Below are 19003 nucleotides of genomic sequence, written 5' to 3'. Positions count from 1 at the left end.
TCAGCCGCCGATCGAATCGCGACGCAGGTCGCGGGCGCGGGTGAGGATGATGTCCTCAAGCTTCTGCACGGTGGCGGCCTGCACCGGCGCCGGTGCCCAGCCGCCATTGGCCGAGACTTCGCGCTGCGCGGTGACGCGCAGGGCATCGGCGCGCAGGTCCTTGTCGAGGATCATGACGGTGACCTTGACGCGCTCGCCCGGCTGCTTGGGGTTGACGTACCAGTCGGTGACGATGACGCCGCCCGCGCTGTCCGACTGGAGCAGCGGCATGAACGACAGCGAATCGAGGCTGGCGCGCCAGAGATAGCTGTTCACACCGATGGTGGTCACTGCCGAGGGCGCGATCGAGGAATTCACCTGCTTGCGGCCGCCGCCGCAACCGACCAGCGCAAGCGCGGCCACGGCGCAGAAGCCCGCGGTTGCCAGCGATCGAGCGGAGAGAAGGCCGGTATGGGTGCTGCCTGTCATCGTAATTCCCAGTTCCTGATCTTGGCGAAGTGCCGGACTTCCCGCGCGCTTGCCGTGAAACGCCTCTATAGCCGCCGCTGCCGGAGCGGCAAGTGCGGGTTCATCAGCTTGCAGCCATAACGGCCGCGAGACTAAACGCTTGCTGAACGGACGTGAGGAATGCTCACACCGGGTGCGGGGCCTCCCACTGCCGTCCAGTCTGTGTTACGATGGAATCTCCAAGGATCGAGCCAAAGGCGAGCAAGCCGGCGATCGCGGGAAGAAGGCCAGCAGGAACGCTTTGTGATGGATAGCGAAGGTGTACGCCCGGAAAACGCGGATCGGCAGGATGCCGGAACCGTGAAAAGGGGCACCGTGAAGAGGGGCGCCGTGAAGATGGGATTGGCCAACGGCGGCACCAGGACCAGCCTGATGCTGGCCTGCTGCGTCTCCGTGCTCGCCCTTCCCAGCGCCGTCCTGGCCTTTACCGCGAGCTTTCGTGTGGATCCTGCCAGTCGCGCATTCGGCGCGCTCAACGACGATACATCGCTGGAGAGCCTCTCCCGCGCGATCGCCATGCGATCGCTGGGCGACGGCGAGAGCTTTCCCTTCACCCCCGCGGGCCCTTCCGCACGCCGCGACCGCGCGGTGACGGTTGCCGTTCGCGTCGATCCGGAGGCGGCACAGGCGATCATCGTGCGCAATCGCAACCAGATCGCGCGCAACGATGTGCCGAACGTCGGTAACCTGAAGATCGCACCGACCGCCTTCAATCTGGGCGTCTCGCGCGGCTATCAGAACTTCGCGCCCGATATCGCCGCGGCGACCTCCGCCACCACCGCCGCCCGCGGCATTTCGGACGCTCCCGAACTCAAGAAGTTCAGTCTCCAGGCCGGCGCCGCCGAGCAGAAGGAGCCCCGCTTCACCACGCGCCTGTCGATCGACGAAAAGCGGGCGCCTGGTCGCGCTCCCCACACTTTCGCAGGTGAAGCGGGCGAAGTCGATCTTGCCGGCTCGTTCCGGGTGACCAACAATCTCGATGTCACCGCAGGGCTGCGCTATTCGCAGGAGCGCGAGCGCTTGGTGCCTTTGACCGATGGACGTCAGGACAGTCAGGCCGTTTACGTAGGAACTCAGTTCAAGTTCTGATTTTTGCAACTTTAGTTGCGTTTCTCTCACCGAAGCAACGTAAATAAACCTTGCTGGCAGAGGGCTTCCGCTTGCCCTCCCCTATCGCATTTCCTAGCCTGCCCTTGGTGGATGCTCACTAAGCGAAAGGCTTTATAATGGCGCGCGTTGCTATCGTTACCGGTGGAACCAGGGGTATCGGAGAGGCCGTTTCACTGGCCCTCCAGGAGAGGGGCCATACCGTAGTTGCAAATTACGCAGGCAATGACGAAAAGGCTAAGGCCTTTACCGACAAGACCGGCATCGCGGCCTACAAGTGGGACGTCGGCGACCATGAAGCCGTGCTGGAAGGCGTGGCACGGGTGACCGAGGAAGTCGGACCCGTCGATATCGTCATCAACAATGCCGGTATCACGCGCGACGGCGTGCTTCACAAGATGAGCTTCGATGACTGGAACGAGGTGATGCGCATCAACCTCGGCGGCTGCTTCAACATGGCCAAGGCCACGTTTTCCGGCATGCGCGATCGCGGCTGGGGCCGTATCGTCAACATCGGCTCGATCAACGGGCAGGCCGGCCAGTACGGCCAGGTGAACTATGCCGCCGCCAAGTCCGGCATCCATGGTTTCACCAAGGCGCTCGCGCAGGAAGGCGCCAAGTACGGCGTCACCGTCAACGCCATCGCCCCCGGCTACATCGATACCGACATGGTTGCCGCCGTGCCGGCGCCGGTGCTGGAGAAGATCGTCGCAAAGATTCCGGTCGGCCGTCTCGGCAGCGCCTACGAAATCGCGCGCGGCTGCGCGTTTCTCTGCTCGGACAACGCCGGCTTCGTCACCGGCTCCACGCTGAGCATCAACGGCGGCCAGCACATGTATTGAGCGATCGAAGGGCCGGCTTGCGGGCCGGCCCTTATTCGCTTTCAGGCCCGAAGTTCAGGCACGGTGCGGGCCGAAGAGAATGACCGCCGCGCCCGTCAGGCATATCGCGGCTCCGCCCAGATCCCAGCGATCGGGACGAACGCCCTCGGCGATCCACAACCACAGCAACGCCGAGGTGATGTAGATCCCGCCATAGGCCGCATAAGCGCGGCCCGCATTGCCGCTGTCCACCAGCGTAAGCAACCAGGCGAAAAGCACGAGCGATGCGCAGCCGGGGATGAGCCAGACGGCGGACTTGCCCATCCGGAGCCACGCCCAGAAGGCGAAGCAGCCCGCGATTTCGGCGAGGGCCGCGCCGATGTAGATGATAATGGCTTGCATTACCGATCGATAGCTTCTGCGGCTCGCTGTGTCTTCCAGCTTGTCCCGCAATATCCGACTGCTAAGCTTCGCGGATGACCTCGATCTACCACCCGCCGGTCAAGCGATCGATCGAGATCGCCGGGCACAAGACCTCTATCAGCCTGGAACCGGCGTTCTGGGATCTGCTGCGGCGGGTCGCCGCGCGCGAAGGCATTCCGATCAATGCCTTGGTCGCGCGGATAGACGCCGAACGGCTGGAGGCCGACACCCCACCGGGGCTCGCAAGCGCGATCCGGGTCTGGCTGATCGCCGCCTGATTCCGGCCATCAACGGCAAAGAGCGGAAGCCCTGCGACTCCCGCTCTTTCGAAAGACTTGGCGTCCTGTCCGGATCAGTAGTTGGACGGCGGATCGCTGGCCGGAAAGCTCTCGTCGATCGCTTCGTCGGTCTTCGACCAGCGCGGCGGGGTGTGCTTCATGTTCTCCGGACCGGCATCCCGGACGGGATAGCTGTCCGGCCCACCGGCAGCCGCCGTCTGTTCGTTGGCGCGATTGGCGTACTTGTAGAGCGCGTAGCCGATGGCACCGGCTGCGGCCAACTTGATCAAGCCCATGGTCGTTGCTCCTATTGCATTTCGACAGGAGCAACGCGCCGTGGGGCCGTTCGGTTTCCTTACTCGCTGCCGACCCGTTCGATCTGTGCGCCGACCAGCGCCAGCTTCTCTTCGAGCCGCTCATAGCCGCGATCGAGGTGGTAGAGGCGATGCACCTGGGTTTCCCCTTCCGCCGCGAGCCCTGCGATCACCAGACTCATCGAGGCGCGCAAATCGGTGGCCATCACTTCGGCACCGGTCAGCTTCTGGACGCCGTGGACGACGGCGGTGCGGCCCTTGGTCTCGATATGCGCGCCCATGCGGTTGAGTTCGGGAACGTGCATGTAGCGGTTCTCGAAGATCGTCTCGGTGAGCACGCTGGAGCCTTCGGCGCGGCAGAGCAGGGCCATGAGCTGGGCCTGCATGTCGGTCGCGAATCCGGGGTAAGGCGCGGTCGAGAGCGTTACCGGCTTCAGCGGGCCGTCGGCGGCGACATGGAGACCGTCCGCCGTCGCCTCGACGTGGACGCCGGCATCGCGCAGCGCCTGCACGGTGGCTTCCATGTCCTCGATCTTGACGCCCTTCAGGCGGACTTCGCCGCCGGTGATCGCCGCCGCGCAGGCATAGGAGCCAGCCTCGATACGATCCGGCATGACCATGTAGGTGGCGCCGTGCAGGCGATCGACGCCGTGGATCGTCAGGTCGGACGTGCCAATGCCCTCGATCTGCGCGCCCATGGCGACCAGCAGGTTGCAGAGATCGACGATTTCCGGCTCGCGCGCGGCATTGTGCAGGGTGGACTTGCCCTTGCAGAGCACAGCCGCCATCACCGCGTTTTCGGTGGCACCCACCGAGACGACCGGGAAGGAATAACGGCCGCCGGGCAGGCCGCCGTCGGGCGCGATGGCGCGGACATAGCCGGCCGCCATCTCGATCTGGGCGCCAAGGGCTTCCAGCGACTTGAGGTGAAGGTCGATCGGGCGGTTGCCGATGGCGCAGCCGCCAGGCAGCGAAACGGTGGCCTCGCCCATGCGCGCCAGCATCGGGCCGAGCACGAGGATCGAGGCGCGCATCTTGCGCACGAGATCATAGGGCGCGACGGTGCTGGTGATTCGCGTGGCCTGGAGCGTCATCACCCGACCGAAATCTTCCGGACGGCTGCCCGCGATCATCGTCGAGATGCCGAACTGGTTCATCAGGTGCTGGAAACCGTCGATGTCCGCCAGGCGCGGCAAGTTGCGCAAGGTCAGCGGTTCTTCGGTCAACATGGCACAGGGCAGCAGCGTCAGCGCCGCGTTCTTCGCGCCGGAAACGGGGATGGTGCCGGCAAGGCGCTTGCCGCCTTCGATGATGATCTTGTCCATGGCCGCTCTTTAGCCGGATTTGGCCGCGCAGCAAGCACACCTCGGAGAAACACGGATAGACTGTTGCGCTGCATCTGCGAAGCGGCTTTAATCTCACTGTAACCAAACGGAGTCAGACCCTTACCCATGTCTGCACCACAGTTCAAAAAGCCCGTCCGTAAAGCAGTCTTCCCGGTCGCCGGACTTGGAACCCGCTTTCTTCCCGCAACCAAGGCGATTCCCAAGGAACTTCTTCCCGTCGTCGATCGTCCGCTGATCCAATACGCCGTCGATGAGGCACGCGAGGCGGGAATCGAGGAGTTCGTCTTCGTGACCGGTCGCGGCAAGACGGCGATCGTCGAACATTTCGATACGGCTTATGAACTGGAAGCGACGATGACGTCGCGCGGCAAGTCGCTCGATCCGCTGGAACCTACCCGCATCCAGCCCGGCAACCTCGTCACCGTGCGCCAGCAGGTGCCGCTCGGCCTGGGCCACGCGGTATGGTGCGCCCGCGCCGTCATCGGTGACGAGCCTTTCGCGATCTTCCTGCCCGACGAACTGATGTACGGCTCCCCCGGCTGCATGGCGCAGATGGTGGAAGCCTACAACGAAGTGGGCGGCAACCTCGTCTCGGTGCTCGAAGTGCCGGAAGAGGAAGTCTCCAGCTACGGCGTCATCGCGCCCGGTGCCACGCTCGACATTCTGGGCGGCGCGCTGACCGAGGTGAAGGGCCTGGTCGAAAAGCCCAAGGTCGCGGAAGCGCCCTCGAACAAGATCGTTTCGGGCCGCTATATCCTCCAGCCGGAAATCATGGGCCTGCTCGCCAACCAGGGCAAGGGCGCCGGCGGCGAGATCCAGCTGACCGATTCGATGGCCAAGCTGATCGGGCAGCAGCCGTTCCACGCCGTGACTTTCGCGGGCCAGCGGTTCGACTGCGGTTCGAAGGTCGGCTTCGTCGAAGCGACGCTGGCCATCGCGCTGGACCGCCCCGACATGGGCAGCGAAGTACGCACCATCGCGAAGAAGCTGCTCGCCTGAGCATTCTGCCGAGGCGTTACGAAAAAGCGCGCTCCTGACGGGGCGCGCTTTTTGCTTGGCGAAAACCCAGAAACCTCAGCGCCGAACGGGGTCCGTAAGGCGGGCCATGATCGAGGCTACATAGGCCTGGGTTTCGCGGATGCGCGGGATGCCGCCGGCTTTTAGAACCCGGCCGGGACCGGCGTTGTAGGCCGCCAGCGCCTTTTCGATATCGCCGCCGAAGGTATCGAGCTGGATGCGCAGGTAGCGTGCCCCGCCTTCGAGGTTGGCCATGGGATCGCCGGGATTGACGCCCATCTGCGCCGCCGTGCCGGGCATGAGCTGCGCAAGGCCCCGTGCGCCCACCGGCGAACGTGCCGCCTCGTTCCAGCGGCTCTCCTGCCATACCACTGCTTCGAGCAGGGTGGGGCTGATGTCGTACTTCGCGGCAAGCTCGGCCACGCGGGCACGCCAGCGATTCGGCCCCGCCGCGTCCAGCGCATCGGTGATCGACTGGGGATGCAGCTGCGCGGCTTCTAGTCCCGCCGGAACGGCCTCCACCGCAGAGACTTCCGCGCCCACGGTATCGCCGCCCTGCCCGGCCGGACCGCCTGCCACCCATTGGTAGCCACCGGCGCCGACCTGCAGGACATCGGCCCATGCCGCCGAGGGGCAGGCAAGGCCCGACATGGCCACAAGGGCACTGCCGGCCAGAGCCATCATGCGATTCGAGATCCCCGTCATCGCCGCCCTGATACTCCACCAGGGCCGATATCCTCAAGCCGGCGCATCACGTCATTCGATTCCCAGCGCGGTGCGGATCGACCGCCAGGACAGCATCTTGAAGTTCTGGGCCTTCGGGGCATTGTTGCCGTCCTGCGCCACCATCAGCCCCTCGGGGAACTGCGGGCCGAAGTCGCCCAGCATGACCTCGATGCCGTCGGTATCGCTGGTGCCGCCGATCGTGCCGCCATCGATGCGGAAACGCCCCGCAGGCTTGCCCGACGACAAGTCGAACAGCGCATAGGCATTGTCGCCCTGGCTCGATGCCACCAGCCATGCCCGTCCGCCGCTTTCGCGCGCGACGGCGAGGCCCTCGACATCGGCCACGAGGCCGTCCTGCGCCCCGACCCGTGCAAACGGTTCGGCTACCAGGGTCGCTCCGGCGAGCGGCACCTTCCAGATGCCGACGTCTTCCTCGGCCACGAACAGCACTTTGCCGGCATCGTCGACCACGCAGCCTTCCGACTGGGTGGCGAACTTCACCAGCCGCACATAGTCCGCCGCGATCCGGCCGTCCTTTTCGACCAGGCGGCTTTCCGCCACCGAGCCGTCCTTGAGCACGACATAGGCCCGCGCCAGTTCGTCACGGGCGAGAGCATTGCCCATGCAGTAGCCATAGGCCTCTGCCGGGGCATGTCCGGCAGGCAGGAAAGCCTCGGCCCCCAGCGCGGTGAGCTTGCCGCTGGCGCCGTCGAGGTTGAACAGGGCGATGCGCGGTTCGGCCCGGTCCGTGCGGTCGCTCGCGCCCACCAGGATGCGCTTCGAGCCATCGGCCATCCGCACTTCGCGCAAGTCCACGTTGTTGAGCGCGCCAGCCGCCGCGAAATCGCGCACCTTGCCGTCGAGACCGTAGACGTAGAGTCCCGCCCTCTTGTCGGTGCCCAGGATCAGGCTGGCGCCGGGATCGGCGGCATTGCGCCAGATCGCCGGATCGTCCGCCGCATCGGCATTGGGGGTTCCCACCGGATCGGTCTCGGCCTGAGCGGGCACGTCGATGGCCGGCAGCCGGACGGCGGCGGGAGTGGCGGCCGTCGTCGCGCATCCAGCGAGAGGGGCTGCAAGCAGAAGGGCCGGGAGCAATGCTCCCGACCCCTGCTTCACGATGTCGGCGACAGTCGTGAAAGGCGCCTTCATCAGAAGGTCACCTTCGCGCCGAACTTCACGGTCGAGCCGTATTCCTCATACTGGAGGAGACGCTGCGAACCTGCGAAGTTCTGATAGGCGTAGAACTTGGCGTTGTTCACGTTCACCCAGTCCGCGAAGAGGCGCACGTTTTCAGTGATCTTGAACTTGGCCGAGAGGTCCAGCTGGAAGTGCTGGTTGACGATGCGATCCTGGTCCGGAGCGCTGCCCACTTCGTCCAGGTACTTGTCGCGGAAAGTACCGGCGGCGCGCAGGCTGACCGGGCCCTTCTCGTAACCGAGCACGACGTTGAAGGTGTTCTTCGACGATGCCGGCAGCGAGATGCGGCGGGCCACGCCGTCATCGTCCAGCACCGTGCCGCGCGCGTAGGTGTAGGTGTAGTTCAGCTGGGTCAGCAAGCCATCGAAGGGCGAAGGCAGCATCGAGAAGACCTGGCTGAAGCTGGCTTCCAGGCCCGCGATGGTGGCGGTGTCGCCGTTCACCGGCGTGCGCAGCTCGGTATAGTCCACCCCGTTGAAGGTGCCTTCTTCGCTGGAGAAGGCGCTGTAGGTGTAGTCCTTGATCGACTTGTAGAAGCCGCCGAACGAAATCGCACCGTTGTTGGTGAAGTAGTAGTCGAACCCGGCGTCGAAGTTCCAGGCCTGGTAAGGCTTCAGGTAGGGGTTGCCGAACTCGGCCTCACCGTCCTCGTTGATGCTGTAGCGCGGCGCGAGGTCGGCCAGCTTGGGGCGTACCACCGTCTTGTAGCCGGCCGCGCGGGCGACGAGGTTGCTCTGCGGGCTCCAGCGCAGGGTCAGGCTGGGCAGCCAGTTGGTGTAGTTGCGCTCATAGCCCACACCCGAGACATCGACGACCGTGATCGTCTCATCCGGATCGGTCGGGTCTTCCTGTTCGCTGACGGCGACGAGGTTGCCGTTGAGCTTGTTGTAGGTGCGTTCCACGCGGACGCCGCCGATCACGCGCAGGGTGGCCGAATCCCAGCGACCGAGCAGATAACCGGCCAGGATGTCCTCGCGCACCGAGTAGTCGCTGGTCGAGCTGTCGATCAGGCTGTCGACGTCGTTGTATTCGAAGCCGTCCTCGTTGGCGCGGTAGAAGTCGGCCGGGCCGCGCTTGCTGGCCACGGGGCCCATGTCGAGCAGGCGGTAGGTCTGCTTGCCCAGCACATCGGCCAGCGTGTAATCGCCGTCATAGCCGTCGAAGCGGCTCATGTTGAAGTCGTAGGACTTCTTGCGCCAGCGCGCCTTGACGCCGCCCTGCACGGTAAAGTCGCCATTGTCGCCGGCGAAAGTGCGGGCGAGGTCGGCCTTGGCGGCCCATTCCTCGTCCTGGCTGTCCGAGAGGGTCGTCAGTTCGAGGCGGTCGAACTCGTAGTTCCCTGCATCGTTCACCGATGCCGCGCCATTGGCCACGGAATAGGCGGGGAAGAACTTGTTGCCGTTGTTCACGTCGATCGCGACGCTCGAATCGTTCTCGAACTCGGCGGTGTAGCGGCTGGGATCGACCGAGAACGTCTCCTTCTCGGTCGACTTGGCATAGCTGCCCTGCCAGTTGAACTTCCAGGTGCCGGTGTCGGTGTCGCTGCCGATGGCCACCGAGCGGATGCGCTGGCGCTCGAAGCGGTCCTTGTGGTCGCGCTCGATGGTCAGCTTGTCGCCATCGTCGAGCGTCGCGGTGTCGAAGCGCACGGTCGATCCGGTCGCGCTGCTGGCTTCGCCGAAGTCGCTGAAGTCGAAGGTGGTGCGGCGGCGATACTCATGATCGTCGAACTGCGCCCAGTTGCCGCGGACATAGGCCTTGGTGGTGTCCGAAACGCGCCAGTCGAACGAGAGCGCCGCGTTGATGCGGGTGCGCTCCACGTCGTAGTCGCGATATTCCAGGGTTTCGGCATAGGCGTTGCCGTTATCGTCCTCGGTCCAGTCCGCCGCTTCGACGTTGTCGGTCTCGAACTTGCGCTTGTAGTAGCTGACGGAGCCGGCGATGCCGAAGTTCTCACCCAGCTTCTGGGTGAAGTCGAACGCGCCCTTCGGCGTGACCTTGCCCGAATAGTCGTTCCAGCTGCCTTCGGCGTTCAGCGAGTAGCGGTTCTTCTTCGAATCGAAGGCACTGGTGGTCTTGATCTCCACCGATGCGCCGATGAAGTCACCGTCCATGTCGGGGGTGAAGGACTTCTTCACTTCCACCGATTCGATAGTGTCCGACGAGACGACGTCGAGCGCGACCTGGCGCACGTCCGATTCCGGAGCCGGAATGCGCACACCGTTGAGCGAGGTGGAGTTGAGGTTGGGATCGAGGCCGCGCACGGCCACGAAGCGGCCCTCGCCCTGGTCGTTGAGGATGTTGATGCCCGGCAGGCGGCGCAGCGATTCGGCCACGTTCTGGTCGGGGAACTGGCCGACGGCGTCGCGCGTCAGCACCGAAACCACGCCGTCGGCGGCCTTCTGGCGCGACAGGGCGCTGGTGAGGTTGGCGGTCTGGCCGGTGACGAGGATGTCGCCGCCGCCGATCGCGGGCAGGTTGAATTCGCCGGCGATGCGGCCGGTCGCCGGAACCGTGAGCGACTGCGTGGTCACTTCGGCGCCCACATAGCGCGCTTCCAGGGTGTAGGTGCCGGCGGGCACGTCACCGAAGATGTAGTTGCCTCCCCGGTCCGTCTCGGCCGAGCGGTTCAGTTCGACGATGCGGACAGATGCCGACTGCAAGGGGCGGACGCCCGAGGCGTCATGAACGCTGCCCGCGACTTCACCGGCATGGGCCATCGTGGCGAACGATGCCGAGGCCAGCAGTCCGGCGACGATCCGGAAGGAGGTTTTCATGTGACTTGAACCCTGTTTTGCAACGATTTGCGGCGCGTCTAGGCAGGGTTCATGACAGTTACGTGCCGATGGGATGGCACTTTCGTGACAGCGCTGCGGTGCAGCAAAAAAGTCACAGTCCACGCGTTTTCACGTGGAACATCCGCAGCTTGCTACGGGATCACCAGTTCTCGATGTGGGGAGAATGGTGCTGCTGGGGAGGATTGAACTCCCGACCTCGTCATTACCAATGACGCGCTCTACCACTGAGCTACAGCAGCGCCTGAGTTCCGCCTTGCGGAAGCGCTTGTCCCGGCGACCCGGGGCAGGGGCGCGCTAATGTCTGGGGGCGGGCAGATTGTCAAGCACCACTTGCGCATTCTTTTTCGGAAAGCCATTCCAGACCTCATCAAAGGCCCTTCGAAAGACGCCCCGCCCATGACGCAAACCCAGCAATCCCGCGAGGCACGGCTTGCCGAGAAGCTCCGCGAAAATCTTCGTCGCCGCAAAGTCCAGGCGCGGGCGATCACGGCGACGGGCGATTCCGCGCCCTCTTCCGAATCAGGCCACAAGAACGAAAGCGAAAACGAATCGGGCGGTCTTCCCAAACCGGCGCCGGAAAGCTAGGGGCTGCGCCAGACATAGAGTCAGTCTGCCAACGGGCGTTTCCCGAGGGGATCGCCGCTGAGACCTGGGAGTACGCCTTGCCTCGCCTGATCCTCGTCCGCCACGGCCAGAGCCAATGGAATCTCGAAAACCGCTTCACCGGCTGGTGGGATGTAGACCTTACCGACAAGGGTGAGGAAGAAGCCCGCGCCGCAGGCACCCTGCTGCGCGAAAAGGGCATTACGCCTGCCGTCGCCTTCACCTCGCTCCAGACCCGCGCGATCCGCACGCTGCATCTTGCACTGGAAGCGGCCGGCCTGCTGTGGATCCCCGAGACCAAGGACTGGCGCCTCAACGAGCGTCACTATGGCGGCCTCACCGGCCTCAACAAGGCCGAGACCGCCGCGAAGCACGGTGACGATCAGGTCAAGATCTGGCGCCGCAGCTTCGACACGCCGCCGCCGGTGCTCGAAATCGGCAGCGAGTTCGATCTCTCCACCGACGCGCGCTACGCCGGGATCGACGTGCCGCAGACCGAAAGCCTGAAGGACACCATCGCGCGCGTCCTGCCTTATTACGAAGGCTCGATCGTGCCGCACCTCAAGGCCGGCGCCGACGTGCTGATCTCCGCCCACGGCAACAGCCTGCGCGCGCTCGTGAAGCACCTCTCGGGCATTTCGGACGACGAGATCACCGGCCTCGAAATCCCGACCGGCCAGCCGATCGTCTACGAACTGGCGGACGATCTCGCGGTGCTCGACCGCTACTACCTGTCGGAGCGTTGAGATGAGCGGGGTGGGGGCTCCTGTTGCCATCGTCATGGGCAGCCAGTCCGACTGGCCTACCATGATCCGCGCGGCCGAGATGCTGGACAAGCTGGGCGTCGCCTATGACGCCCGGATCGTCTCGGCGCACCGCACGCCGGACCGTCTGGTCGATTTCGCCAAGGGCGCGGACGGCGAAGGCTTCAAGGTGGTGATCGCCGGAGCGGGGGGCGCCGCCCACCTGCCCGGCATGATCGCTTCGATGACGCACCTTCCCGTGCTGGGCGTGCCGGTGCAGTCGAAAGCGCTTTCGGGGCAGGACAGCCTGCTCTCGATCGTGCAGATGCCCGCCGGCATTCCGGTCGGTACCCTGGCGATCGGCGAGGCGGGCGCGGCCAATGCGGGCCTGCTCGCCGCCGCGATCCTCGCCACGTCCAACCCGGCCCTGGCCGAGCGTCTCAAGACCTTCCGCGCGGACCAGACGGCCAGCGTCGCCGAACGTCCCTCCTGACCTCATATCGAGCAAGCAGCTGAAAATGATTCCTCCCGGCGAAACCATCGGCATTCTCGGCGGCGGCCAGCTCGGCCGGATGATCGCGATGGCTGCGGCCCAGCTTGGCTACCGCAGCCATATCTACGCCCCTGAAGCCGATTCGATCGCCGCGGAAGTCAGCGCCGAGTTCACCTGCGCCGCGTGGGACGATGCCGAGGCCATGGCCCGGTTCGCGGCGGGCTGCGCGGTCGTCACCTACGAGTTCGAGAACGTGCCGGTCGGCCCGCTCGCCGCGCTGGGCGACGTGCCGCTGCTGGCCAAGCCCCTCGCACTCGAAACCGCGCAGGACCGGCTGAGCGAGAAGCGCTTCGTCACGGACCTCGGCGGCACCCCTGCCCCCTTCCACCCGGTCGATTCCGCCGCCGATCTTGCCGAAGCCATCGCCGCGATCGGCGCCCCCGGCATTCTCAAGACCCGGCGCGACGGTTACGACGGCAAGGGCCAGTGGCGGATCATGGCGCCCGAGGACGCGGAAGGGCTCGACCTCCCTGCCCAGCCGCTGATCTACGAAGGCTTCGTCACCTTTTTCGCGGAATTCTCGGTGATCCTGTGCCGCGGCGCGGACGGCGAGATCCGCTACTTCGATTCGGCCCACAACGTTCATGAAGGCGGCATCCTGGCGCTCAGCACCGTACCCGCGCCCGCGCGCCTGCTCGAACAGGTTCCCGCCGCCCGCGAACTCGCGGCCAAGGTGGCCGATGCGCTGGACTATGTGGGCGTGCTCACGCTGGAATTCTTCGCGACCGAGACTGGCCCCGTCTTCAACGAGATGGCGCCGCGCGTTCACAATTCCGGGCACTGGACGATCGAGGGCGCGGTCACCAGCCAGTTCGAGAATCACGTTCGCGCCATCTGCGGGCTGCCGCTGGGCGATACCGGCCTTGCCGCCGACGCCGTGGAAATGCGCAACCTGATCGGCGGCGAAGCGGATGACTGGGCGGCGATCCTGAGCGATCCCGCCAACCACCTGCACCTCTACGGCAAGGGCGCCGCGCGTCCCGGCCGCAAGATGGGCCACGTCACCCGCCTGACCTTCCAGCGCGACTGACCGGCCCTTGGCGCAGGACATCTTCCTTATCTACGCGCGCGCCGCCAATGGCACGATCGGCCGCGACGGCGCCCTGCCCTGGCGCCTGCCCGCCGATCTCAGGCGCTTCAAGGCCATGACCATCGGCAAGCCGATGATCATGGGCCGCAAGACCTTCGACAGCTTTCCCGCCCCCCTGCCCGGCCGCCGCCACATCGTGCTCACGCGCGATCCGGAATGGTCCGCAGAGGGTGCGGAAGTGGCGCATTCGGTGGAACAGGCTCTCGCGCTGGCCGGTGATGGCGAAGTGGCCGTGATCGGCGGCGCGGAAATCTACGGCCTGTTCCGGGAGCTGGCACACCGCATCGAGCTGACGGAGATCCTCGCCGACTATCCCGGCGATACCGAAATGCCCGAGACCGGCCCGGAATGGCGTGAGACGGCGCGCGAGGAACATGCGGCATCGGGCGAATTTCCGGCGCATGCTTTCGTCACGCTGGTCCGCGACCTATAGGCTCGATCCGCCATGATTCGTCTCGACAACCGCGAAGCCATTCCCGAAGCCATGCGCGGCGCCGTGCTGGCGCTCGGCAATTTCGACGGATTCCACCAGGGCCACCAGGCCGTGGTGGGCGAGGCGATCCGCTGGGCGCGCGAATTGGGCCGTCCGGCGGTGGTCGCGACGTTCGATCCGCATCCGGTGCGCCTGTTCAAGCCCGATGCCCCCGCCTTTCGCCTCACAACGCTGGACCAGCGGCAGGATCTGTTCGCAGCCGCCGGAGCGGATGCGATGCTCGTGCTGCATTTCGACCGTGCCATGGCGGAAATGTCGGCGCCGGACTGGATCGAGCAGGTGCTCGGCCATCAACTCGGCTGCGTCGGCGTCGTTACCGGTGAGGATTTCACGTTCGGCAAGGGGCGGGGCGGCAATCCGCAAGTCCTGCGCGAAGTGGGCGCGCGCTTCGGTCTGATCGGCCGCACCGTCGGCCCGGTCCATGACGATGAGGGCGTGGTCTCCTCCAGCCGCATCCGCGACGCGCTGAAGCTAGGCGAGTGCGAGACGGCGACGCGCCTGCTCACCCGTCCTTTCGCGGTGCGCGGCGAGGTGCAGCACGGCGGCAAGCTGGGCCGGACCATCGGCTTCCCCACCGCCAACCTCGACATGCAGCACTACCTGCGCCCGCGCTACGGCATCTACGCCGTGACCGGCCGCCTGCCCGATGGCCGCGTGCTCCCCGGTGCCGCCAACATGGGCGTGCGTCCCACGTTCGAGCCGCCGATCGAGCTGCTGGAACCTTACTTCTTCGATTTTTCCGGCGATCTCTATGGGCAGGAGATCGAGGTGGCCTTCCATCACTTCCTGCGGCCAGAAGCGAAGTTCGATTCGCTGGACGAACTGGTGGCGCAGATGAACCGCGATTGCGACCGCGCGCGGGAACTGCTGTCGCACATCGGGTGAAACGTCGTCCCGGACTTGATCCGGGACCGCTGGCAGAACTTTAGACGCCACCTCGCAGGATGACACTGCAACGTGGGCGTGACTCGGCCAGCGGTCCCGGATCAAGTCCGGGATGACGGTACGACGCACTTCCAACCGCCGCGCATTTGCTCTAGTGCGCAGCGCATATGACCGAACAGCGCGATTATAGAGCGACCGTCTTCCTTCCGAAGACCGATTTCCCCATGAAGGCCGGGCTCCCCCAGAAGGAGCCGGGTATTCTTGCGCGCTGGCAGGAACAGGACATTTACGCCAAGACCCGCGAAGCCCGCGCGGGCCGCGAGAAGTTCGTGCTGCATGACGGCCCGCCCTACGCGAACGGCGACATGCACATCGGCCACGCGCTGAACCACATCCTCAAGGACATGGTCGTGCGCACCCAGACCCTGTTGGGCAAGAACGCACCCTACGTCCCCGGCTGGGACTGCCACGGCCTGCCCATCGAGTGGAAGGTCGAGGAAGAGTACCGCAAGAAGAAGAAGAACAAGGACGAGGTTCCGGCGGAGGAATTCCGCGCCGAATGCCGCGCCTATGCCCAGAACTGGGTGAACGTGCAGCGCGAGCAGCTCAAGCGCCTCGGCGTCAACGGCGACTGGGACAAGCCCTACCTGACGATGGACTTCCAGGCGGAAGCGACCATCGTCACCGAACTGCTGAAGTTCGCAGAGCATGACATGCTCTATCGCGGCGCCAAGCCGGTGATGTGGAGCCCGGTCGAAAAGACCGCGCTGGCCGAGGCCGAGGTCGAGTACGAGGACATCGTCTCCACCCAGATCGACGTGGCGTTCGAGATCACCGAATCCGCGATCCCGGAACTGGTCGGTGCCTATGCCGTGATCTGGACGACCACGCCGTGGACGATCCCTACCAACCAGGCGCTCGCCTATGGGCCTGAGGTTGAGTACCACCACTATCGCGCCCATGACGGCCGCCGCTTCCTGATCGCGGTGCCGCTGTTGGAGGCATTCTTCGCGCGCAGCGGTCTCGGACCCGTTGCCGAAAGCGTGACCGGTGAGGCCGATCTTTCGGAATACGCGCTGGGCACTTATCGCGGCTCCGAACTCGCCGGCACCCTCGCCCGTCACCCGATGCACGCGCTGGGCGGCTTCTTCGCGGAGCCGCGTCCGCTGCTCGCGGGCGATTTCGTCACCACCGAGAGCGGCACCGGCCTCGTGCACATGGCGCCCGACCATGGCGAGGACGACTTCCTGCTCTGCAAGGCGAACGGCATCGGCCCCAAGTTCGTGGTCGAAGCCGACGGCAAGTATCGCGAGGACTGGGGCTGGCTGGGCGGCCAGGGTTCGGTCATCAACCCCAAGTTCAACGCGCCGGACGGCCCGATCTGCTCGGACCTCAAGGAAGCGGGCGCGCTGCTGGCGGCTTCGGCCGATTACAAGCACTCCTACCCGCACTCTTGGCGCTCCAAGGCCAAGGTGATCTTCCGCTGCACCCCGCAGTGGTTCGTGCCGATGGACAAGGTTCTCGGCCACCTGCCCTCCAAGACCCGCGCCGAGCGCCGCTGGGAAGGCGAAGGCGGCGCCATCGATCCGCAGGACGAGACCGCCGAAGCCTCGCCCACGCTGCGCGAAGCCGCGCTGGACGCCATTGCCGAAACGCGCTTCGTCCCCGAAAAGGGCCGCAACCGCATCGGCGCCATGGTCGAAGGCCGCCCGGACTGGGTGCTTTCCCGCCAGCGCGCCTGGGGTGTGCCGATCACGCTGTTCGTCGATCGCAAGAGCGGCGAATACCTCGTCGATGCCGAAGTGAACGCCCGCATCATCCACGCCATCCGCGAGATCGGCGTCGATGCCTGGTCGGATGCCCGCGCGCAGGAATACCTCGGCGCCAATTATAGCGCCGACGACTACGAGCGCGTGGTCGACATTCTCGACGTCTGGTTCGATTCCGGCTCGACCCACGCCTTCGTGCTCGAATCCGGCCGCTGGCCCGAACTGGTGCCCGCCGAGGATCACGTCGGCCCCACCGCCGACCTCTACCTCGAAGGCAGCGACCAGCATCGCGGCTGGTTCCAGTCCTCGCTGCTCGAATCCTGCGCCACGCGCGGCCATGCGCCTTACAAGGCGGTGCTGACCCATGGCTTCACGATGGATTCCAAGGGCTTCAAGATGTCGAAGTCGCTCGGCAACACCATCAGCCCGATCAAGGTGATGGAGACCAACGGCGCCGACATCATCCGCCTCTGGGCGCTCTCGGTGGACTATACCGAGGATCACCGCATCGGTGACGAGATCCTGAAGGGCGTGGCCGACCAGTACCGCAAGCTGCGCAACACCCTGCGCTACCTGCTGGGCGCGCTGGACGGCTTCTCCGACGAAGAGAAGCTGCCGGTCAGCGAAATGCCCGACCTGGAGCGCTACGTGCTCTCGCTGCTGTCGGGCGTCGATGCCACGCTGCGCAAGGCGGTCGCGGACTTCGACTTCAACACTTACGTCCGCACCCTGCTGGATTTCTGCAACGAAGACCTCTCGGCCTTCTTCTTCGATATCCGCAAGGACTGCCTCTACTGCGACGCAGCCATGGATCCGAAGCGCCGCGCCTATCGCACCGTGCTGGACACCCTGTTCCACACACTGGTCCGCTATGCCGCGCCGGTCACCGTCTTCACCGCCGAGGAAGTCTGGCAGAGCCGCTTCCCCGGCAGCCAGAGCGTGCACCTGCTCGAATGGCCGGAAGTTCCCGCCGTGGAAGCCGATGCCGCCCGCTGGGCCGAACTGCGCGCCCTGCGCGTGAAGGTGACCGAGGCGATCGAACCGCTGCGCCGCGAGAAGATCGTCGGCTCCAGCCTGGCCGCCGAAGTCACGGTCCCGGCCTCGGCGCCGCCCAGTGCCTCTGACGCCGATCTGGCCGAACTGTTCATCACCGCGAAAGTCGCGCGTGGGCAGGGAGACGACGTGACCGTCACGCCCTCCACCGACCACAAGTGCGGCCGCTGCTGGCGCCACCTTCCCGAAGTCTCGGAAGACGGCGACCTTTGCGACCGCTGCGACGATGTCGTCGGCGCGCTGGAGACCGAAGCGTGACCCTCTGGCGCAAACGCCTCATCGGCCTTCTCATCGCCGCGGTGGTCTTCATGATCGACCAGGGCTTCAAGGCCTGGGTGGTTTCCGGCCTCAAGCTGCGCGACGTTGGCGTGATCGAGATCGTCCCGTTCTTCGACTTGCGCTGGACCAAGAACCTGGGCGTCTCGCTGGGCCTGTTCACGGCGGATTCGCCGGAAGGTCGCTGGGCACTGGTGGCCATGACCGGCGCGATCGCGCTGTTCGTCCTCATCTGGATGCTGCGCGAGCGCAAGCTGGGCGAGATCGCCGCCCTGGCTCTGGTGCTGGGCGGAGCGCTCGGCAATATCCGCGACCGCTTCACCATGGGCTTCGTGATCGATTACGCCGACCTCCATTTCGGCGAATGGCGTCCGTTTCTCATTTTCAACATCGCAGACGTCGCCATCACCGTCGGCGTCCTGATTATCCTTGCCCGCTCACTGCTTTCGCGCGACAAGCCGGAAACGAATGGCGGACGCGACACGACGGCTGACGCCGCCCCGGAGATTTGAATTGATGCCCTTTAAGAAAACCGGAGCCCTGATTCTCGTCGCCGCCGGCGCGGCGCTCGTGTCCGGCTGCGGCAGCAGCGGCCTGCTGAATCACAATCGTCCGGACGAATTCGCCGTGCAGCGCCAGTCGCCGCTGGTGGTGCCGCCCGATTTCTCGCTCGCCCCGCCGAAGCAGGGCCAGCCTCGCCCCTCGGACGAGAACGTGCAGCAGCAGGCGCTCGATGCCCTGTTCGGCGGCCCCCAGGCCCGCAGCGATATCGAAAGGTCCACGCTCAGCATGGCAGGCCCGGCCGAGCCGGCCATTCGCTCGACGGTCGGCGATCCGGGTACTTACACCGTCGCCAAAGGTCAGGTGACCCGCGCGATCCTTGCCGCCCCCGAAGGTGACGGCCGCGACGCGCAGACCACCATCGAAGGCTGAACCTACCTTCGGTCGACGTGAAAAGGGCCGGAGCGGCACAAGCCGCTCCGGCCCTTTTCGTATTCGCG

At 65.5% G+C, this 19003-nt stretch carries 20 protein-coding genes and 1 tRNA gene; 13 read left to right on the top strand and 8 right to left on the bottom strand.

Going from position 1 to position 19003, the window contains the following annotated elements; genetic code table 11:
- Positions 1–468, bottom strand: a complete 468-nt coding sequence (locus tag ACI3K3_RS15060) for a DUF3576 domain-containing protein (RefSeq protein WP_404915039.1) — start codon at positions 466–468, stop codon at positions 1–3.
- Between the two features lie 285 nt (positions 469–753).
- On the opposite strand from ACI3K3_RS15060, the gene ACI3K3_RS15055 reads away from it, so the two are divergent.
- The gene (locus ACI3K3_RS15055) at positions 754–1596 is read left to right on the top strand and encodes a hypothetical protein (RefSeq protein WP_404915037.1); all 843 of its coding nucleotides are present in this window, start codon (positions 754–756) and stop codon (positions 1594–1596) included.
- A gap of 137 nt (positions 1597–1733) precedes the next feature.
- Positions 1734–2456, top strand: coding sequence for an acetoacetyl-CoA reductase (gene phbB, locus ACI3K3_RS15050; protein ID WP_404915035.1), 723 nt, complete (start codon positions 1734–1736; stop codon positions 2454–2456).
- A 54-nt stretch (positions 2457–2510) separates the two neighbouring features.
- Here the strand turns inward: phbB and ACI3K3_RS15045 are convergent, their stop codons facing one another.
- On the bottom strand, positions 2511–2837 hold the full coding sequence (locus ACI3K3_RS15045; protein ID WP_404915033.1) for a YnfA family protein: 327 nt from the start codon (positions 2835–2837) through the stop codon (positions 2511–2513).
- A gap of 74 nt (positions 2838–2911) precedes the next feature.
- Here ACI3K3_RS15045 and ACI3K3_RS15040 point away from each other — a divergent pair, with 74 nt between their 5' ends.
- Positions 2912–3136 (top strand): ribbon-helix-helix domain-containing protein, encoded by a 225-nt coding sequence (locus ACI3K3_RS15040; protein ID WP_404915031.1) that lies wholly within the window; start codon positions 2912–2914, stop codon positions 3134–3136.
- A gap of 74 nt (positions 3137–3210) precedes the next feature.
- On the opposite strand, the gene ACI3K3_RS15035 is transcribed toward ACI3K3_RS15040, so the two are convergent.
- Complete coding sequence (locus ACI3K3_RS15035; protein WP_404915029.1) at positions 3211–3432, bottom strand: hypothetical protein; 222 nt, start codon at positions 3430–3432, stop codon at positions 3211–3213.
- Positions 3433–3491: 59 nt separating this feature from the next.
- Positions 3492–4775 carry a UDP-N-acetylglucosamine 1-carboxyvinyltransferase gene (murA, locus tag ACI3K3_RS15030; RefSeq protein ID WP_404915027.1) on the bottom strand — a complete coding sequence of 428 codons (1284 nt, stop codon included), beginning with the start codon at positions 4773–4775 and terminating at the stop codon, positions 3492–3494.
- A gap of 126 nt (positions 4776–4901) precedes the next feature.
- Between murA and ACI3K3_RS15025 the strand changes: the two genes are divergently transcribed.
- The gene (locus ACI3K3_RS15025; RefSeq protein ID WP_404915025.1) at positions 4902–5795 is read left to right on the top strand and encodes a UTP--glucose-1-phosphate uridylyltransferase; all 894 of its coding nucleotides are present in this window, start codon (positions 4902–4904) and stop codon (positions 5793–5795) included.
- A gap of 75 nt (positions 5796–5870) precedes the next feature.
- Here the strand turns inward: ACI3K3_RS15025 and ACI3K3_RS15020 are convergent, their stop codons facing one another.
- The 4 genes from ACI3K3_RS15020 to ACI3K3_RS15005 form a co-directional block, all read right to left on the bottom strand.
- Entirely contained in the window at positions 5871–6518 is a 648-nt protein-coding gene (locus tag ACI3K3_RS15020) for a lytic transglycosylase domain-containing protein (protein WP_404915023.1), read from the bottom strand.
- 51 nt (positions 6519–6569) lie between these two features.
- Entirely contained in the window at positions 6570–7691 is a 1122-nt protein-coding gene (locus ACI3K3_RS15015; protein WP_404915021.1) for a phytase, read from the bottom strand.
- Positions 7691–10516, bottom strand: coding sequence for a TonB-dependent receptor (locus ACI3K3_RS15010; protein WP_404915019.1), 2826 nt, complete (start codon positions 10514–10516; stop codon positions 7691–7693). Before ACI3K3_RS15010 ends, ACI3K3_RS15015 begins: the two co-directional genes overlap by 1 nt.
- A gap of 185 nt (positions 10517–10701) precedes the next feature.
- A tRNA-Thr gene (locus tag ACI3K3_RS15005) sits at positions 10702–10776 on the bottom strand.
- Positions 10777–10933: 157 nt separating this feature from the next.
- On the opposite strand from ACI3K3_RS15005, the gene ACI3K3_RS15000 reads away from it, so the two are divergent.
- The 9 genes from ACI3K3_RS15000 to ACI3K3_RS14960 all read left to right on the top strand — a co-directional run bounded on the left by ACI3K3_RS15000 (position 10934) and on the right by ACI3K3_RS14960 (position 18935).
- The gene (locus tag ACI3K3_RS15000) at positions 10934–11122 is read left to right on the top strand and encodes a hypothetical protein (protein ID WP_404915017.1); all 189 of its coding nucleotides are present in this window, start codon (positions 10934–10936) and stop codon (positions 11120–11122) included.
- Between the two features lie 77 nt (positions 11123–11199).
- Positions 11200–11886, top strand: a complete 687-nt coding sequence (gene gpmA, locus ACI3K3_RS14995; RefSeq protein WP_404915015.1) for a 2,3-diphosphoglycerate-dependent phosphoglycerate mutase — start codon at positions 11200–11202, stop codon at positions 11884–11886.
- Between the two features lies 1 nt (position 11887).
- Complete coding sequence (purE, locus tag ACI3K3_RS14990; protein ID WP_404915013.1) at positions 11888–12376, top strand: 5-(carboxyamino)imidazole ribonucleotide mutase; 489 nt, start codon at positions 11888–11890, stop codon at positions 12374–12376.
- A gap of 25 nt (positions 12377–12401) precedes the next feature.
- Entirely contained in the window at positions 12402–13466 is a 1065-nt protein-coding gene (locus ACI3K3_RS14985) for a 5-(carboxyamino)imidazole ribonucleotide synthase (RefSeq protein ID WP_404915011.1), read from the top strand.
- A gap of 7 nt (positions 13467–13473) precedes the next feature.
- The gene (locus tag ACI3K3_RS14980; protein ID WP_404915009.1) at positions 13474–13959 is read left to right on the top strand and encodes a dihydrofolate reductase; all 486 of its coding nucleotides are present in this window, start codon (positions 13474–13476) and stop codon (positions 13957–13959) included.
- Positions 13960–13971: 12 nt separating this feature from the next.
- Complete coding sequence (locus ACI3K3_RS14975; protein WP_404915007.1) at positions 13972–14904, top strand: bifunctional riboflavin kinase/FAD synthetase; 933 nt, start codon at positions 13972–13974, stop codon at positions 14902–14904.
- A gap of 167 nt (positions 14905–15071) precedes the next feature.
- A complete protein-coding gene (gene ileS, locus ACI3K3_RS14970; protein ID WP_404915005.1) occupies positions 15072–17984 on the top strand; it encodes an isoleucine--tRNA ligase in 2913 nt (970 codons plus the stop codon).
- Complete coding sequence (lspA, locus tag ACI3K3_RS14965) at positions 17981–18514, top strand: signal peptidase II (RefSeq protein WP_404915003.1); 534 nt, start codon at positions 17981–17983, stop codon at positions 18512–18514. The genes ileS and lspA overlap by 4 nt, the downstream gene beginning before the upstream one ends.
- Positions 18515–18518: 4 nt before the next feature.
- Positions 18519–18935 (top strand): DUF3035 domain-containing protein, encoded by a 417-nt coding sequence (locus tag ACI3K3_RS14960; protein WP_404915001.1) that lies wholly within the window; start codon positions 18519–18521, stop codon positions 18933–18935.
- Positions 18936–19003 lie beyond the last annotated feature (68 nt).

The sequence above is a fragment of the Novosphingobium sp. ZW T3_23 genome (assembly GCF_044987305.1).
In the GTDB taxonomy this organism is placed as follows: domain Bacteria; phylum Pseudomonadota; class Alphaproteobacteria; order Sphingomonadales; family Sphingomonadaceae; genus Novosphingobium.
The sequence above is the reverse complement of the archived record's forward strand: the minus strand, read 5'-3'. Positions and strand labels throughout refer to the sequence as shown.

Coding starts and splice junctions, on each gene's coding strand:
- murA (WP_404915027.1), bottom strand. CDS start 4,775: ATGGACAAGATCATCATCGAAGGCGGCAAGCGCCTTGCCGGCACCATC.
- ACI3K3_RS15010 (WP_404915019.1), bottom strand. CDS start 10,516: ATGAAAACCTCCTTCCGGATCGTCGCCGGACTGCTGGCCTCGGCATCG.
- ACI3K3_RS15035 (WP_404915029.1), bottom strand. CDS start 3,432: ATGGGCTTGATCAAGTTGGCCGCAGCCGGTGCCATCGGCTACGCGCTC.
- ACI3K3_RS15045 (WP_404915033.1), bottom strand. CDS start 2,837: ATGCAAGCCATTATCATCTACATCGGCGCGGCCCTCGCCGAAATCGCG.
- ACI3K3_RS14985 (WP_404915011.1), top strand. CDS start 12,402: ATGATTCCTCCCGGCGAAACCATCGGCATTCTCGGCGGCGGCCAGCTC.
- ACI3K3_RS14960 (WP_404915001.1), top strand. CDS start 18,519: ATGCCCTTTAAGAAAACCGGAGCCCTGATTCTCGTCGCCGCCGGCGCG.
- ACI3K3_RS15040 (WP_404915031.1), top strand. CDS start 2,912: ATGACCTCGATCTACCACCCGCCGGTCAAGCGATCGATCGAGATCGCC.
- purE (WP_404915013.1), top strand. CDS start 11,888: ATGAGCGGGGTGGGGGCTCCTGTTGCCATCGTCATGGGCAGCCAGTCC.
- ileS (WP_404915005.1), top strand. CDS start 15,072: ATGACCGAACAGCGCGATTATAGAGCGACCGTCTTCCTTCCGAAGACC.
- ACI3K3_RS15060 (WP_404915039.1), bottom strand. CDS start 468: ATGACAGGCAGCACCCATACCGGCCTTCTCTCCGCTCGATCGCTGGCA.
- ACI3K3_RS15020 (WP_404915023.1), bottom strand. CDS start 6,518: ATGACGGGGATCTCGAATCGCATGATGGCTCTGGCCGGCAGTGCCCTT.
- phbB (WP_404915035.1), top strand. CDS start 1,734: ATGGCGCGCGTTGCTATCGTTACCGGTGGAACCAGGGGTATCGGAGAG.
- ACI3K3_RS14975 (WP_404915007.1), top strand. CDS start 13,972: ATGATTCGTCTCGACAACCGCGAAGCCATTCCCGAAGCCATGCGCGGC.
- ACI3K3_RS15055 (WP_404915037.1), top strand. CDS start 754: ATGGATAGCGAAGGTGTACGCCCGGAAAACGCGGATCGGCAGGATGCC.
- ACI3K3_RS15000 (WP_404915017.1), top strand. CDS start 10,934: ATGACGCAAACCCAGCAATCCCGCGAGGCACGGCTTGCCGAGAAGCTC.
- ACI3K3_RS15025 (WP_404915025.1), top strand. CDS start 4,902: ATGTCTGCACCACAGTTCAAAAAGCCCGTCCGTAAAGCAGTCTTCCCG.
- ACI3K3_RS15015 (WP_404915021.1), bottom strand. CDS start 7,691: ATGAAGGCGCCTTTCACGACTGTCGCCGACATCGTGAAGCAGGGGTCG.